Annotated in this window: 13 protein-coding genes; 2 read left to right on the plus strand and 11 right to left on the minus strand. The window is 69.7% G+C overall.

Going from position 1 to position 14,860, the window contains the following annotated elements; translation table 11 throughout:
- Positions 1 to 342 precede the first annotated feature (342 nt).
- Entirely contained in the window at positions 343 to 2,022 is a 1,680-nt protein-coding gene (locus tag OCH7691_RS07765) for a hypothetical protein (RefSeq protein ID WP_139839578.1), read from the plus strand.
- A 25-nt stretch (positions 2,023 to 2,047) separates the two neighbouring features.
- On the plus strand, positions 2,048 to 2,893 hold the full coding sequence (locus OCH7691_RS07770) for a hypothetical protein (RefSeq protein ID WP_085882772.1): 846 nt from the start codon (positions 2,048 to 2,050) through the stop codon (positions 2,891 to 2,893).
- Between the two features lie 13 nt (positions 2,894 to 2,906).
- Here the strand turns inward: OCH7691_RS07770 and pseC are convergent, their stop codons facing one another.
- From pseC to OCH7691_RS07825, 11 genes are read right to left on the minus strand one after another with little or no spacing between them, the layout of a single operon-like run.
- Complete coding sequence (pseC, locus tag OCH7691_RS07775; protein ID WP_085882773.1) at positions 2,907 to 4,121, minus strand: UDP-4-amino-4,6-dideoxy-N-acetyl-beta-L-altrosamine transaminase; 1,215 nt, start codon at positions 4,119 to 4,121, stop codon at positions 2,907 to 2,909.
- Between the two features lie 4 nt (positions 4,122 to 4,125).
- A complete protein-coding gene (pseB, locus tag OCH7691_RS07780; protein WP_217807920.1) occupies positions 4,126 to 5,151 on the minus strand; it encodes a UDP-N-acetylglucosamine 4,6-dehydratase (inverting) in 1,026 nt (341 codons plus the stop codon).
- 46 nt (positions 5,152 to 5,197) lie between these two features.
- A complete protein-coding gene (locus OCH7691_RS07785) occupies positions 5,198 to 7,165 on the minus strand; it encodes a polysaccharide deacetylase family protein (RefSeq protein WP_139839579.1) in 1,968 nt (655 codons plus the stop codon).
- A gap of 2 nt (positions 7,166 to 7,167) precedes the next feature.
- The gene (locus OCH7691_RS07790; protein WP_085882776.1) at positions 7,168 to 8,112 is read right to left on the minus strand and encodes a methionyl-tRNA formyltransferase; all 945 of its coding nucleotides are present in this window, start codon (positions 8,110 to 8,112) and stop codon (positions 7,168 to 7,170) included.
- Complete coding sequence (locus OCH7691_RS07795; RefSeq protein WP_085882777.1) at positions 8,109 to 8,786, minus strand: PIG-L deacetylase family protein; 678 nt, start codon at positions 8,784 to 8,786, stop codon at positions 8,109 to 8,111. Before OCH7691_RS07795 ends, OCH7691_RS07790 begins: the two co-directional genes overlap by 4 nt.
- On the minus strand, positions 8,783 to 10,006 hold the full coding sequence (locus OCH7691_RS07800; RefSeq protein ID WP_085882778.1) for an ATP-grasp domain-containing protein: 1,224 nt from the start codon (positions 10,004 to 10,006) through the stop codon (positions 8,783 to 8,785). The genes OCH7691_RS07795 and OCH7691_RS07800 overlap by 4 nt, the downstream gene beginning before the upstream one ends.
- Complete coding sequence (locus OCH7691_RS07805; protein WP_085882779.1) at positions 10,003 to 10,755, minus strand: 3-oxoacyl-ACP reductase family protein; 753 nt, start codon at positions 10,753 to 10,755, stop codon at positions 10,003 to 10,005. Before OCH7691_RS07805 ends, OCH7691_RS07800 begins: the two co-directional genes overlap by 4 nt.
- A 3-nt stretch (positions 10,756 to 10,758) precedes the next feature.
- Complete coding sequence (locus OCH7691_RS07810; protein WP_085883560.1) at positions 10,759 to 11,730, minus strand: transketolase family protein; 972 nt, start codon at positions 11,728 to 11,730, stop codon at positions 10,759 to 10,761.
- 1 nt (position 11,731) lies between these two features.
- On the minus strand, positions 11,732 to 12,589 hold the full coding sequence (locus OCH7691_RS07815) for a transketolase (RefSeq protein ID WP_085882780.1): 858 nt from the start codon (positions 12,587 to 12,589) through the stop codon (positions 11,732 to 11,734).
- Positions 12,586 to 13,737: an iron-containing alcohol dehydrogenase family protein gene (locus OCH7691_RS07820; RefSeq protein WP_085882781.1), complete on the minus strand. Its 1,152-nt coding sequence runs from the start codon at positions 13,735 to 13,737 to the stop codon at positions 12,586 to 12,588. The genes OCH7691_RS07815 and OCH7691_RS07820 overlap by 4 nt, the downstream gene beginning before the upstream one ends.
- Positions 13,734 to 14,858: an FkbM family methyltransferase gene (locus OCH7691_RS07825; protein ID WP_217807855.1), complete on the minus strand. Its 1,125-nt coding sequence runs from the start codon at positions 14,856 to 14,858 to the stop codon at positions 13,734 to 13,736. Before OCH7691_RS07825 ends, OCH7691_RS07820 begins: the two co-directional genes overlap by 4 nt.
- Positions 14,859 to 14,860 lie beyond the last annotated feature (2 nt).

The following is a 14,860-nucleotide window of genomic DNA, read 5'->3' on the forward strand; positions in this document are numbered from 1 at the left end:
GAAGAATATCCTGAATTGACCACGTTGGAACCTCGAACAGCCACGTCCTTGTCTGGTATTCCCACCAAGAATGCCTGCTCATGTCGTTGGTTCCACGGCCATCGATTTTTGTTTCCATTTTTCAATAATTAGCGGGTTTGAATACAGACGGATTATCAAAAGTCAAGCAGCGCAGGCGCGTCGCTGCCCCAGGGCACCAGGTGACGGTCGCAGCGCGACAAACGCCCGATCCTATTATATGATGTCTTCCGAATGGAAGGCGTTCCGATGTTACTTGCGACGGAAGCGGCTGGAAATCGATCGCGGTGCCGGGGGCTCCTCCGGTCGATCGCGGTCGCGTTGGTGAGCCTGGCGGCCTTCTCGCCCGCCTGGGCCGACGGCGGCGGCGACGGCGGCGGTTTCTACCAGATCGATCCGATGAAGCAGGGGTTCGAACGGAGCGGCCGCGAGCATCCGGAAGAGAGAACCTGGCGCTACCGTCATCGCGACGGCGACACCTACCGGAACGAGACCCTGAAGGAAGCGGAGAATTACCGCGCGCTGAACGAGGCGGCCTTCCTCCTTATGTTCGACGAAACCGTGCCGGTCGGAGGCATCGGGCGCGACAATCCGCACGCCGTCACGTTCCTGAACGCGGTTGCCAATCCGGACTATTTCGCTTCCTCCCCGCGCGACGATCGGGGCCGGGAGATCAGGCCGACCTCGCGTTCATTCGAATGGGCCTTCAGCCGTTTCCAGGCGCACTGGCAACCGATCTGGGCGGCGCGCGACCGGGAAGCGGCGGCCGATCGGGCGGCGGCCAACGTGGCGAAGGCGGCGGAAGCGACCGCCGCTTCGGTGGCGCGCAATGCCGCGGCGGCAGCCGAAGAAGTCTATTCGCCGACCGACGGTGGCGGAACGAAATCCGCCTGGACGCTCCGTTTCAGGCAATTCGACGGTGCCCGGGGCCTCGATGCCTTCAGCAGCTGGACGACGAAGTGGGATCTCGGCCTCGGCGCCACCTATGCCGAGCCGCCGCTCGGCAACGGATATGCAGCCGGGGCCGCCGGCGAGCCGGCGAAGGACCGGCCGGCGTCCTCTGCCGGCGCGACCACGGCGGCGCAGGGCGGCTCGACCGCCGGCTCGCGGAACCAGGCGGACCGGGACCTCGGCAGCGGCAATACCCGCTTCACCTTGTCGCTCAACTTCGGGCTCTTCGGCGGCGGCGAGAAAGGCGAGGGCGGCGACCGGGATGACGGTGCGGCGCAGGACGCGGATGGCCCGTACGGAGACTGGGCCGGCTATTACGACGACGACTACGACGACTATTGCTGCGATTGCTGCGACGATTTCGACGACGAATTCTACGGACCGCCGCCCGGTGCCGTCATCATTCCCCTGCGCGGCCCCGGCCAGCGCTTCCTGATCCTCCGTCGCCCGATCATCGATCCCTTCCGGCGGATCGACGGCAATGTTCCTTTCCGTCGCTACGACATTCCGGTAAGCGAGGCGCCGAGCACGGATCGTCCCGGCAGTCTTGCCTCCGACCAGGCGTCCGGAGACGTCGTCCGCTACGATTCGCCGACAATCGCCGGCTTCAAGCTCAGCCAGTCCTGGGGGACGGCCGGGAATGGCGGCGGGCAGACGGTCGCGGAAACCGATGATCCGGCGCCGGCGTTCCGCGGTTATGCCCTCGAGCCCCGCTTCGCCGGGTTGCAACTGGGCGTGACCTACAGCGGGACCGACAACGGCATCAAGCCGCCCGGACCGAACGAGACGATCCGGTACAGCCTCGGCTGGCAGGGCTTCGACCTCGGGATCCGCTATGCCCGTGACGAACCGTCTGGCGCCGCGTCCGGCGGCAGTACGGGCCTGACCGGGAACAAGGCGGACGGCCTCGATTTCCGTCCAACCTTCCGGCTGACAGACAAGATCCGCATCACCGGGGCGACCTTGCGCGGCTATTTCGCGGTCGAGGCGCCGCACGAGCTGGAGGAAGATGACCTTGACCTTGCCACGATCCGCTCGACCTTCCGGTTCTAGGCCGACGATCCGGGCCGCCGTCGGGTTGTTGCTCGCGCTGGCGTTCGGCTGGCTGCTGGCCGGCCCGGCGCTGGCCGCCGAACCGGCGCGAGAAAGCGGTATCGCGCCGCCCGACCTGTTGCCCGTTCACGGGCAGGTTGTTCTCGACGCGGTCGCCGCCCGGCTGGCCGGCGCCGAGCCGGCCCTGGTTGCCGCGGACCTCGGCGTGGCGGGAATCGAGGCGATCCGCCCCGAGACCGAATTTCATTACGAGGGCTTCGACCTCGCGGAGATCGTCATCGACCGCTTTGCCGCCGACCGCAAGACGTCGGGGCGCTTCAGCGTCGCCGGCGAGTTGCGCTGGAAGGACGTGATCGGCCGCCGCGCTGCGACCCGCTTCGCCGCCAACTACCGTGTCGAGGGGAAGCGCCTGGCGATCGAATGGGCGCAGGCACGGCCGCTATTCGCCGAGCAGCCGGCGATCCGCGCCTTCCTCTATCCGGCCGAGGCGATCCGGGCGATCGAGAGCGATGCCAACGATCTTTTCGCCGGCCTGTTCCTGAAAGCCTACCAGCCCGAGGTTCCGGTCATCGTCGGGCCGGAGCGCGACTATGCGCTGCTGGTGTTCGTCATGGATCGCATGGATCCGGCCGGAACCTACGAATTCCGCCTGGCCGAGCAGGCGGAGGGCAGTGATGGGGAGGCCGGTCATTTCCGCTATCGGGGTTACGAACCCGGCTGGTTCGTCGGCGCGGCGCTGATCCATGGGCAGGGCGTCACCCGCCCGCCGTCGCTCTGGATCAAGGCGGTCCGGACGGAGAAGGCCTCGGGCCTCTTCTCGACCGACAAGAACCATCTGCTGGCCCGCGTGCCGGTCGGCTTCGCCGACTAGGCTGGGCGGCGGATCAGAGCCGCTGGAAGGCGGCGATCACGCGGCCGATGTCGCGGGCACTCAGCGACGGATAGAGCGGCAGCGACAGGCAGCGCGCATAGAAGGCATCGGCGCCGCGCAGGACCGTCCTGTCGTAGCGGGCGCGATAGTAGGGCTGGCGGTGGACCGGGATGTAATGTACCTGGCTGCCGATCCCCTGGGCGCGCAGGATATGCATCAGTGCGGCCCGGTCGAGGCCGAGACGGGGAAAATCGATCAGCACGACGGAAAGATGCCAGGCCGGTCGGCTGTCGGCGCGGCGCTCGAGCGGCCGGATCAGCGGCCGCAGGGTTTTCGGCAGTTCGTCGAGGGCCCGGTCGTAGAGCGCGATCAGCTGCCGGCGCTTGCGGACGAAGCCGTCCAGCTTGGCGAGTTGCGAGGCGCCGAGCGCGCAGGCGATGTCGCTCGCCCGGTAATTGTAGCCCGGCTCCGGCATCGCGTAGATCCACGGATTGGCATTGCCGGCGGCGTCCAGCGCGATCTCGTCGTCGCCGAAATCGTCCGGGTTGCGGCTCATGCCGTGGTTGCGGAAGCGCATCACGGCGGCCGCGACGGTCGGGTCGTTGGTTGTGACCGCGCCGCCTTCGCCCATCGCCACGGTCTTGACCGGATGGAAGGAGAAACAGGCCATGTCGGCATGGGCGCAGGCGCCGGCCGCGTGGTCGCCGCCGTAGCGGGTGCCGAGCGCGTGCGCGGCATCCTCGACGATGCGCAGGCCGTTGGCCCGGGCGACCGCGGCAATGCCCCAGACATCGCCGGTCTGTCCGGCATAATGGACGTTGAAGACGGCGCGCGCCCTGAGCCCGTCGGGGACCCGGGCAAGCGCCGCCTCGAGATCGGAGGGCTCCATCAGCCCGGTCGACGGGTCGACGTCGGCGAAGACCACCTCGGCGCCGGTATAGCGGACCGCGTTGGCGGTCGCGAGGAAGGTGATGGCTGGCACGATCACCGCATCGCCCGGCCCGAGGCCGAGCGCCATGGCGGCCAGGTGCAGCGCCGCGGTGCCGCTCGAACAGGCGAGCGCGTAGCGGGCGCCGGTCGCCCGGGCGAGCGCGCTCTCGAAGTTCTGGACCGCCGGTCCGGTGGTCAGCCAGTCGCTTTTCAGGACGCGCGCGACGGCGGCGATATCGTCGTCGTCGATCTCCTGCCGGCCGTAGGGCAGGAAGGGCGGGTTCGGGCCGGCATCCATGGCGTCAGGCCGGGATGCGTTCGAGCATCTCGTGCAGCCCGTCGCTGTCGAGCTGTTCCGGATTGCGGTCGCTGGTGTAGCTGAAACTCTCCCGGACCGTGCGGGCGCCGGAGGCGAGGAAGCCGTCGCGCTCCCAGGCGGCGAAGCTCGGCATGATCAGGTAGCGGTCGTCGAGTTCCAGGGTGGCGCGGCCGTCGTCCTCGGAAATCATCACCTCGTGCAGCTTCTCGCCCGGCCGGATGCCGATTTCGCGAAGCGGATGCCCGGGCGCGATCGAATGCGCGAAGTCGGTCATCTTCATCGCCGGGATCTTCGGCACGAAGATCTCGCCACCCTTCATCAGGGCGAAGTTCGAGAGCACGAAATTGACCCCCTGTTCGAGGGTGATCCAGAACCGGGACATGCGCAGGTCGGTGATCGGCAGGGCGTCGGCGCCCTCCGCGATCAGCTTCCGGAAATGCTGCACGACGCTGCCGCGCGAGCCGATGACATTGCCGTAGCGGACCACCGAGAAGCGCGTGCCGCCGCGCCCGGCCAGGTGGTTGGCGGCGACGAAGATCTTGTCGGATGCGAGCTTGGAGGCGCCGTAGAGATTGATCGGGTTGGCCGCCTTGTCGGTCGACAGCGCGATCACCTTCTTGACCTTGTTGTGGATCGCGGCGTGCAGGACATTCTCGGCGCCCAGCACATTGGTATGAATGCATTCGAGCGGGTTGTACTCGGCGATCGGGACATGCTTCAGGGCCGCCGCATGCACCAGGTAATCGACGTCGCGCATCGCCATTTCCAGGCGGTCGCGGTTGCGCACGTCGCCGATGAAGAAGCGCATGAAGGGATAGCGCTCGCCCGGGAATTCCTGCGCCATCTCGTATTGCTTCATCTCGTCGCGCGAGAAGACGATCAGCTTGCGCGGCGTCCAGCGCTCGATCACCGAACGCACGAAGGCCCGGCCGAACGAGCCGGTGCCGCCGGTGATCATCACCACCTTGTCCTCGAAATCGATGCAAGGCTTGAGGAAGTCCCGGATCATGCTGTTGCGCGGGGCGTGGCCGTTCATCCGGCCACGGGCGAGCGGCTCATGCATGCAGGGCGTAATGGAACCTGTATCCGCCATTCGACTGCTCTGGTACCTGGTCAGCAGGCCGCCTTGTTTCGTCGAGCTCCATGGTCGAAAGCGAGAGCCGGCAGAACAGACGGTCCTTGATACGTTTGTGCGTGAGGAGGCCGATCGGGGCCGCGTTCGCGCGTGAAACCGAAAGTCCGAGGCTGTGCCGCCCGTCGCCGATCTCGACCCGGCCCTCGGTCATGCCGAAGCCCGATGTCGCGGAGACCAGCATCGACACGGCCGCGCCGTGGTCGACTTCCTGACCGGCGAGGGCGAAGCGTTCCGCCGTCTCGCCGCCATTGTGGGTGGTCACTGCCAAGGTTTCTTCCTCGAAGGCCGCCGGGTTGAGCGTGATATTGCCGATCCGGAGGCTGCCGAGCGGCCATTCTCGCCAGTGCAAAGTATAGAAACTGTTAACCACGGCGGCGGAGGCGCCGATTATCAGGCGTTTCTCGATGATCCCGAGCGGTGTCGCCATGCGGGCGTCGATCACGATGTCGTCGTTCCCGGCAACGCGGGCGAACTCCGGGCTCACCCGGGTCAGGTCGGTGACCTTGGCCCGGGCTGGCGATTCGAGAACCAGCGTCCCCGAATACCAGTCGTAGCCGTAGCCGATGTCGTCGAAATAGCCGTGCGGCAGCGTCCCGCACAGCGGCTCGCCCTGCTTGTCGCCGAGCCAGAGGCCGTCGATGGCGAGTCCGCGCCGGGTGTTCAGCCGGATGCGGACCGCATCGGTCTCGATCTCCAGGATATCGCCGTTGGCGGTCGGCCGGGCGCCGTTGATCGGGGCCAGCGCCGGCGCCGGCAGGTCCGGCGCGGATACCCCGAGCCGGGCTTCCAGTGCCCGCAGGCGCTCGCCATAGGCGGACCAGCGGCGCTCGGTGATGTGCGTGCGGAAATCGCTCGACCAGAGCAGGCAGAGCTCGCGCCAGGCGTCGTCGCCGGCATTGCCGCTCACGCGCAGCCGTTCGGCCAGCGCGTGGCAGCGGCCGTTGATCGCCGAATCGTCGCGCCCGGTGACGGCCCAGCGGGTGACGTTGTATTTCGTCTGCTTCTTGACCGGGATCGGGCAGGCCGGGCTTTCCAGCCGGATCGCCCGGTTGCCGTGCTCCGGATGCTCCAGGGTCAGCATCTCGTGGAGATGCACCAGGGAATAGCCGGGGACCGCGCGAAAGGCCCGGAAGGCGGCGCGGAGGCGCGCCCACTCGCTGGTCTCGTCGGGGACGCCCTCGGTCTCGAAGCGGCCCGGGCGGAAGTCGAAGATCTCCGCATCGTTGCCGTAGAGCGGGAAGCCGCGCTCAGCATCGCCCTGCTGGCGGGCGAGGTAGTCGAGCCAGTCGTCGGGCCCGAGATCGCCATGCGCGAGCCGCTGCAGCTTCTGGAAGGCGATGGTGTTGGAGAAGATCAGCGGCATGCTTGCGCCGTCGGCGCCGATCGCCGCCTGCGGATAGTAGCGCATCGCCGCCGGCCAGTCGGGATGGGCGGCCGCGACCCCGTCCCAGTCCATCACCAGGGCGCGGTAGCCGGCCGCGCGATAGAGCGGCACGAGACCGGCGGAATAGGCCTGTTCGTTGACCAGGGCGATGTCGGGCCGGCAGCCGAGCAGGCGCTGGTAGACCGCGTGCCCGAGCCGCAGGTTGGCGCGGTTGACGTCGGCCGGGACGAGCGGGCCGATGAGCTGGGCATAGCCGGAGCCGACCACCTCGATCCGGCCGGCGGCGATGCCGGCCCGCAGCGCCTCGAGCCAGCCCGGATCGCGGCGGGCGATTTCCTCCAGCGTGAAGCCGGTCGCCTCGATCGAGATCTTCAGGTCGTCGCGGCGGGCGAGATCGAGCAGCGGCCAGTAGCAGCGGCGGATGATCTCGCCGCGCGCCTCCTCCTCGACCGCCGAGAAGGCGAGATTGAGATGGAAGAGCGCGTAGCCCCTGAGCCCGGCCATGGTCAGGCGAACCGGTCGCCGGGGCAGAGCCCGGCGTTGGCCGGCGCGGTCTCGGGCTGCCCGTCCCATTGCACCGAGGTCATGATCAGCGCCCCGGTTTCGCAGGCGACCGTGGCGCCGGCGTCGGACAATGCCAGGACGGTGCCCGGCGCGGCCGCGCTGCGCCCGCCGAACGCCTTGGCGGACCAGATATAGAGGCGCCGGCCGGACAGTTCCGTGAAGGCACCGGGATAGGGATGGGTGAGCGCCCGGACCCAGTCGTAGAGCCGCTCGGCCGGCTGGTGCCAGTCGATCAGCCCGTCCTCAGGCCGCCGCCTGGGCCACTGGCTGGCCGCCGCCTCGTCCTGTCGGGTGCGCGGCGCCTTGCCCTCGGCGATGCCGTTCAGTGCCTTGACGAGCAGGCTCGCGGCGACCTTGTCGGTACGCGCGCCGAGCGTCGAGGCGGTATCGCTGGCGCGGATCGGCACCGGCTGCTGGGCCAGCAGGTCGCCGGTATCGGCGCCGCCGTCGCACCAGAACAGCGAGACCCCGGTCTGCCGCAGGCCCTTGATGATCGCCCACGGGATCGGGGCGCGGCCGCGGCCTTCCGGCAACAGCGTCGGGTGCATGCCGATGAAGCCCTGCTTCGGGACCGCCAGCAGGCTGTCGGGGATCAGGTTGGAGACGCCGACGACGATCCCGAGATCGGCGTCGAGGGCGCGCGCCCAGTCGAGCAGCGCCGGGTCCTTCAGGTCGGTGAAGCGCCGGCTCTGGAGGCCGTGCTCGGCGATCAGGTCGTCGAACGGCTGGAAGGCGACGGTCTCCCCCGCCTTTGCCCCGTCGAGGGTGAGCAGGCCGCTGACGTTGCCGCCGTTGGCGAGGATAGCGTCGAGGCAGCGATGACCGACGACGCGGGCGGCGATGACAAGGAGCTTCAGCGACTTCAGCGGCAGGGGTGCATGCATCATGGCGCGATCTCCCGGATCAACTGGAACGGTTCGGCGGCGGTGAGGCCGGATTGCGATCCCCAGGCCGCCGCCTTGGCGCGCAGCGCCTCGGCCGAGCGCGGATGGGGGAAGGGGCGAAGCTCGCCGTCATAGGCGGCAAGTGCCGCGACCTTGCGTTCCAGCGTGCCAGAGACATCGGCGAAGACGGTCGGCTGGAAGGGGTGCTGGGGCAGGCCCCAGCCGGTGGCGGAGGGAACCTCGAAGGCGAGGATGCGGCGCACGGCGGCGCCCGGCAGCGGCCGGCAGGCGGTCAGCACCGCGCGGCTCGTGATCTCGTGGTCGATGTTCAGGTCGCCGGCGAAGTGGGTATAGACGACCTCCGGCTGCCAGTCGGCGATCTCCGCCTCGACCACCTTCACGATGTCGAGCAGCGCGACGCTGTCGAAACGGTTGTCGGGGAAATCGTGCAGCCGGAGCCGGCCGGCGCCGAGGATCGCGGCGGCCTTTTCCGAGGCTTCCCGAAGGGCTGTCCGTTCCGCGGCCGGCACCGCGTCGCGGCTGGCGTGGCGGGCCGAGAGACCCTCGCCCAGGATCGCGATCGCGACCTCGTCGCCGCGGTCGGCATGGCGGGCGGCAACGGCGCCGGCGCCGAGCACCTCGTCGTCCGGGTGGGCGGCGACGATGAGGATTCTCATTGCGGCACCGTCTCGATGCGGATCGTCTCGATGGCGGCGGCGGCGCGCGCGATCGCCTCCTCCCGCGAGTCGCCGAGCGCGATCGCCATCGCCGCGGCGGCGTTGGAATCGGTCGGCCGCTCGATCAGGTCGCCGGGCCGCTTGCTGACCACGATCTCGGCGATGCCGGGCAGGGCGCGGGCCGCCTCGACCCCGTCGATGGAGACGATCCGGCCCGGTGCCGGGAACTTGTAGCGCTGGACCACGGGACGGGAATATCTCGGTGCGATCGCCGGCTGCTCGAGCGGCTCGCCGAGGGCCAGCCGGATCGCCTGGGCGACGAAGTCGACGCCGGTATTGAGCGGGATCTCGAGGCTGCAGAAATAGCCGCCGCTCAGCCGCGCCGCGAGCTCGATGACATGCGGCACGCCGTCCGCGACGACGATGTCGCCCTTCACCGTGCCGGTGCGGATGCCGAGCGCCGCCGACGCCGCCTCGACCAGGTCGGCGATTGCCGCGCGCGTCGGCTCGTCGTGCCGGCTCGGCAGTTCGCCGCCATTCTCGATGAAGTGGGGGGCGAAGCGTTCCAGCAGTTCGTAGTTGCGGTCGGAATAGCCGATGGTATAGCCGCGTCCGTTCTCGACCAGCGTTTCGGTCGAGACCTGCGGCCCGGCGAGATAGCGTTCGACCATCACCCGGCCGGTCGGCGAATGGCCACGTGCGGTCTCGAAGGCCCAGTCGAGATCGATCTCGGGTCCGAGCCGAAGCACGCCCCGGCTGCCCCGGCTGTCGACCGGCTTGAGCACCAGCGGCAGGCCCTCCACGGCGACGATGTGGCGGAGCGAGGCGGCGTCGGCGACGGCCGAGAACCACGGCACCGCGACGCCACGGGCGCGGAAACGCTCCTTCATCGCCAGCTTGTCCATGGCGAGCGCGGCCGCCTCGCCGCCGATCCCCGGCAGGCCGAGCGCGTCCTGGATCGCCGCGACGGTGCGGGGCACATCGGTGCCGAGCGCGATCACGCCGTCGATCGGGCGCACGGTCCGGTGATAGTCGCGGGCCGCGGCGACGCTCGCCTCTATGTCGTAGGTCGACGCGATCAGCCGGTCGTCGGCGGCGGCGAAGCCGGTGGCCTCCGGGTTCATGTCGCTCGCGACCACATGCAGGCCCATCTCGCGCGCCCGCTTGAGCCCGTGCAGCGCCTCGATGCCGGCGCCCACGAAAAGGATCGTCCGGCTCAAAAGTAGAGCCCCCCGTTGACGTTGACGGTCTGGGCGGTGATGTAGCTCGCCTCGTCGCTGGCCAGGAAGGCGACCGCGTCGGCAACCTCTCGGGCCTCGCCGAGGCGCCCGGCGACGATGCCCGCCGCTGCCTGCTGGACGGCCGCCGACTGCATCCCGGCCGCCGCCATCTCCGAGCCGATCAGCCCGGCGGCCACCGTGTTGCATCGGACGCCCGACGCCGCGCCGAAGCGGGCGATCACCTGGCCGAGCGAGATCAGCCCGGCCTTGCTGGCGGCGTAATGCGCGGTGCGCGGCCCGCCGTACTGGCCGCTGACCGAGCCGATATTGACGATCGCGCCGCCGCCGGCCTTCGCCATCCGGGGCAGCGCCGCCTGGGAGCAGAGGAACGGCCCCTTCAGGTTGACGGCCATGATGCTGTCCCAGTCCGCCTCCTCGATCCGGTCGAAGTCGGTCGGCTTGTTGATGCCGGCATTGTTGACGAGGATCGAGAGCGGCCCGAAGGTGGCCTCGGCGCCGTCGAGTGCCGCCTCGATCGAGGTGCGGTCGGTCACCTCCATCGGGAAAGCCGTGGCGCGGCCACCGGCCGACACTATCTCCGCGACGACCGCCGCGGCCGCGTCCCCCTCGACGCGATAGGTCAGCGCGACGGCCGCGCCGGCTCCCCCCAACCGGATTGCGATGGCCCTGCCGATGCCCCGGCTGCCGCCGGTGACGAAGGCGACCCGGCCCTGAAGATCGATTGCCATGGTTCAGCCCTTCCGCTTGCGGGCGATGGCGCGCCGGGCGGCGGCGGCGATATGCGGGCCGGTCAGGCCGTAGGCCTCGGCCAGTTCCTCGGGTTCGCCGGACTCGCCGAAGCGGTCGCTGACGCCGACGAATTCGACAGGGCAGGGCGTGCCTTCGGCGAGCGCCTCGGCGACCGCGCCGCCGAGCCCGCCGATGACATTGTGGTCCTCTGCCGTGACGATGGCGCCGGTGTCGCGCGCCGCGCGTTCGACGATCGCGCGGTCGAGCGGCTTGATGGTCGCCATGTTGACGACGCGGGCGGCAATGCCCTCGGCGGCGAGGATCCCGGCGGCGTCGAGGGCACGGGCGACCTCGACCCCGCAGGCGATCAGGGTGACGTCGGTACCGGGGCGGAGTTCCCGGCCCCTGCCGATCCGGAATTCATGGTTGTCGTCGAACAGCACGCGGGCATTGCTGCGGCCGCTGCGCATGTAGACCGGTCCATCATGGGCGAGTACCGCGCGGGTGGCGAGGCGCATCTCGACCGGGTCGGCCGGCGAGATCACGGTCATGCCGGGCAGCGCCCGGTAGGCGGCCAGGTCCTCGAGCGCCTGGGCCGAGGCGCCGTCCGGCCCGACATCGAGGCCGGGATGGCTGGCGACGATCTTCACGTTGCGGCGCGGATAGGCGATCTGCAGGCGGGCCTGTTCGAGCGCCCTGAGGGCGAAGACGGCGAAGGTGGTGACGAAGGGAATCAGCCCGGTCGCCGCCATGCCGCCGGCCGCCGCCATCATGTTCTGCTCGGCGATGCCGAACTGGTAGAAGCGATCCGGCCAGGCCTTGCGGAAATGGTGCGTGCCGGTGCCGCCGGCGATATCGGCGTCGCAGACCACGAAATCGCTGCGTTCGGCGCCGAGCTCGGCCAGCGCCCGGCCGAAGGCCTCGCGCAGGCTGTCGCCGCTGGTGCCGATCAGCGCCGGGGCCGCCTCCTTCATCTCAAGCGCGGCCGACATGGCGCCACTCCTCCGTTTCGGTGTCTTGCGGGCCGAGGTCGGCGAAGGCGTCCGCCATGTTCCGGTCGCTCAGCTTGACGCTGCCGTGCCAGGGCGGGTTGGCCTCCATGTAGGAGACCCCCTTGCCCTTCACGGTGTGGGCGATGATGACGCTCGGCCGTGCCGTCTCGGCGCGGGCCGCGTCGAGGGCGGCGAGAATCGCGGGGATGTCGTGGCCGTCGATCTCGGCGACCGCCCAGTTGAAGGCGCGCCAGCGCGCGGCGAGCGGTACCAGGCCGATGATGTTCTCGTTCAGGTCGTCCGACTGCAGCTTGTTGTAGTCGACAATGGCGCAGAGATTGCCGAGCCGATAATGGGCGGCGCACATCGCGCCCTCCCAGACCTCGCCTTCCTGCAGTTCGCCGTCGCCAAGCAGGGTATAGACCCGCGCCGGGTTGCCCTGGTGGCGGAGCCCGATCGCCATGCCGATGGCGGCCGAGAAGCCCTGGCCGAGCGAGCCGGTCGAGGTTTCCACCCAGGGCAGGTCGAGGACGTGGGGATGGCCCTGGAAGGGGCTGCCGAGCTTGCGCAGGCCGTTCGCCGCGTCGGCGGCGGCAAGGCCGACCGAGGCCGCCGTGGCATAGAGCGCCGGGCAGGCATGGCCCTTCGAGAGCACGAAGCGGGCGCGGCTGTCGCGGTTCTCGGCGATGGCGTCGAGGTCGAATTCCCGGCCATAGAGGCAGGCGAGGATGTCGGCCGCCGAGAGCGATCCGCCCGGGTGGCCCGAGCCGGCGTGGTAGATCGCGTCGAGGCTGCGCCGCCGGATCGAGCGGGCGAGCCCCTGGAGAGCCTCGATACTCATGCCGGCACCGCCTCGCCCACCCGGTAGGGGGCGAGCGCGCGGTCGATCAGGCCGTCGAGGTCCTCGGGCTTCAAAGGCATCGGGTTTTCCTTGAGCAGTACGGTGTCGCGGGCCGCGGCACGGGCCACGGCGGCGGGGTCGATCGGGGTATTTCGCATGACGTCACAGGTGCGGCGGGCAAGCCCGGTGACCGTGAAGGCGTCGTGCCAGAAGGCGGTTAGCCGGTCGTGGTCCCAGCCCGGCCCGAGATGGCGGGCGAGCAGGGTCATCCGCTCGTCCACCGCGTCGCGGTAGGAGGCGAGGACGACGGGGAAGAAGACATACAGGGTTTCCGGATGGCCGAGGGCGACCTGCCCGGCGAGCGATTCCGCAAGCGTGTGCGCGAGCCCGGTCCTGACGTTCGATATCGCCACGCCGCCGGCCCAGGCGGCCTGCTGCAGATCACCGAGCGCCGCGTTCGAGGGTTCCTCGTCGCCGAGCAGGGCGCCGATCGCCTGGACGATCTTCGGAATCCCGTCGAGCGCCAGCATGTCGGTCGCCGGCGAGCGCTCGCCCCGGCAGACGAAGGTCTCCCAGAGATGCAGGAAGGAATCGAAGGCGGCGCCGACGAGCAGCGCTTTCGGGGCCTGTTGCAGGAAATGCGGGTCGAGCACCGCCAGGTGCGGTGTCACGCCCCAGGCGCGGAAGGATTTCTTGGCCCCGTCGTCGCCCTTCAGGACATAGAAGCGGCTGGCCTCAGAGCCGGTGCCGGCGGTCGTCGGGATGGCCACCAGCAGCGGCTGTTCCGGGCGCTCTGCCGGGTCGTGGATCGCGTGGCTGCCCCAGACGATGGTGGCGTGCAGCGCCTTGGCGGTGTCGATGGCGCTGCCGCCGCCAAGCGCGACGATCGCGCCGCAATCCGCGGGCAGGGATGCCGCCGCCTTCTCCACCGCCGCGTCGGTCGGTTCGCCGTCGACGAGGACAAGGCGGTCAAAGGCAAGTTCGGCGATGAGCGGATCGGCAGCGAAGAAGCGGTCGGCGACGACCAGCGTTCGCAACCCGACGAGCAGCCCGGGGACCTCGTTCCGGGTGCCGGGGCCGCTCAGCATCCGCCCCGGATAGTGAAAGCCGGTCCGACCGGGCCGGTTGTAGAAACGGTCGAGGATCATGCCGCCGCCTCGATCCCGGCGCGCGCGGTGCAGAACAGCTCGCACTCGTAGGCCGCCGCCGGGTGGTGGCCAAGGAACAGGCGGTAGCGCGGGTCGAAGGCGCGAACCGCCCGGGCGACCTGCCAGAGATGGGCCGGCGCATGGTAGGAGGCGAGCGCCAGGTCCGGGCGGTGGCGGCGGATCGTCGCCGCGGCACCGGCCAGCACGTCGAGTTCGAAACCCTCGACGTCGACCTTGATATAGTCCGCGCCGTCGTCGATCAGGCCGTCCAGCGGCCGCATGGTGACGGTCTCGCCCGAACCGCAGCGGCGGGCCGTGGCGCGCGGATCGGCGGAGCCGTCCTCGCCGTCGCTGACGATGATCGCCTCGCCGTCCTCGGCGCCGACCGCGCAATGCACGGCCGCGACCCGGTCGGTGACGCCGGCGCTGGCGATCCAGTTCTCGAGGGCGCGGAAATTCCGCCCGGTCGCCTCGAGCGCGGTGATCCGGCAGTTGCCGTCGAGGCGTTCCAGGAACAGCCGCGCGGTATCGCCGTCGAAGGCGCCGCAATCGACGATCCGGTCGCCGGGGCGCGGCCCGAGCTCGGCGACGGCGTAACTGTAGGGGCCGTCGATCATCGGGTTGCGGGCGAGCGCGCGGGCGTCCATCCGCCAGCGAAAGGCGACGAGGCGGGCGAGATAGTCGCGCGATTCCCGGTCGGCGACCGTGTTCATCAGCCAGTCGAGATCGCCGCGGGCGGGGAGCAGCGCGGCGGCCCCGAAATGACCCTGGAACATCGCCGAGACATAGGGGAAGACGACGCCTTCCGGAACGCCGAGGTCATCGACGAGCTGGTGAGCGATCTCGCTCTGCCAGGCGGCGGCGATGACGATCGCGGTCTCGCCGTCGAGCAGTCGACCGAGATCGGCGGGCGCATGGACCGGCAGGCCGGCGAACGTACCGCCCTGCTTTTCCGGTGAATTGTCGAGGAAGCCGGCGACCGGGACGTCATGCGCAGCAAGAAAGCGCATCGGCTCGGCCGCGGCCGGCGTCGCGCCGAACAGGAGGACCCGGCGATGGGCCAGCAGGCAGCGGATGTCGCGCGGCGCGCCGAAGCTCTCGAAGGCGGGAAGGGCGCTCATCA

This window comes from Oceanibacterium hippocampi (assembly GCF_900172325.1).
Taxonomy (GTDB): domain Bacteria; phylum Pseudomonadota; class Alphaproteobacteria; order Sneathiellales; family Sneathiellaceae; genus Oceanibacterium; species Oceanibacterium hippocampi.

What these genes read in the sequence shown, in the direction of transcription:
- pseC (WP_085882773.1), bottom strand. Translation starts at nt 4,121, where the DNA reads ATGGATGCCGGCCCGAACCCGCCCTTCCTGCCCTACGGCCGGCAGGAG.
- pseB (WP_217807920.1), bottom strand. Translation starts at nt 5,151, where the DNA reads ATGATCCGGGACTTCCTCAAGCCTTGCATCGATTTCGAGGACAAGGTG.
- OCH7691_RS07785 (WP_139839579.1), bottom strand. Translation starts at nt 7,165, where the DNA reads ATGGCCGGGCTCAGGGGCTACGCGCTCTTCCATCTCAATCTCGCCTTC.
- OCH7691_RS07790 (WP_085882776.1), bottom strand. Translation starts at nt 8,112, where the DNA reads ATGATGCATGCACCCCTGCCGCTGAAGTCGCTGAAGCTCCTTGTCATC.
- OCH7691_RS07795 (WP_085882777.1), bottom strand. Translation starts at nt 8,786, where the DNA reads ATGAGAATCCTCATCGTCGCCGCCCACCCGGACGACGAGGTGCTCGGC.
- OCH7691_RS07805 (WP_085882779.1), bottom strand. Translation starts at nt 10,755, where the DNA reads ATGGCAATCGATCTTCAGGGCCGGGTCGCCTTCGTCACCGGCGGCAGC.
- OCH7691_RS07810 (WP_085883560.1), bottom strand. Translation starts at nt 11,730, where the DNA reads ATGAAGGAGGCGGCCCCGGCGCTGATCGGCACCAGCGGCGACAGCCTG.
- OCH7691_RS07815 (WP_085882780.1), bottom strand. Translation starts at nt 12,589, where the DNA reads ATGAGTATCGAGGCTCTCCAGGGGCTCGCCCGCTCGATCCGGCGGCGC.
- OCH7691_RS07820 (WP_085882781.1), bottom strand. Translation starts at nt 13,737, where the DNA reads ATGATCCTCGACCGTTTCTACAACCGGCCCGGTCGGACCGGCTTTCAC.
- OCH7691_RS07825 (WP_217807855.1), bottom strand. Translation starts at nt 14,858, where the DNA reads ATGAGCGCCCTTCCCGCCTTCGAGAGCTTCGGCGCGCCGCGCGACATC.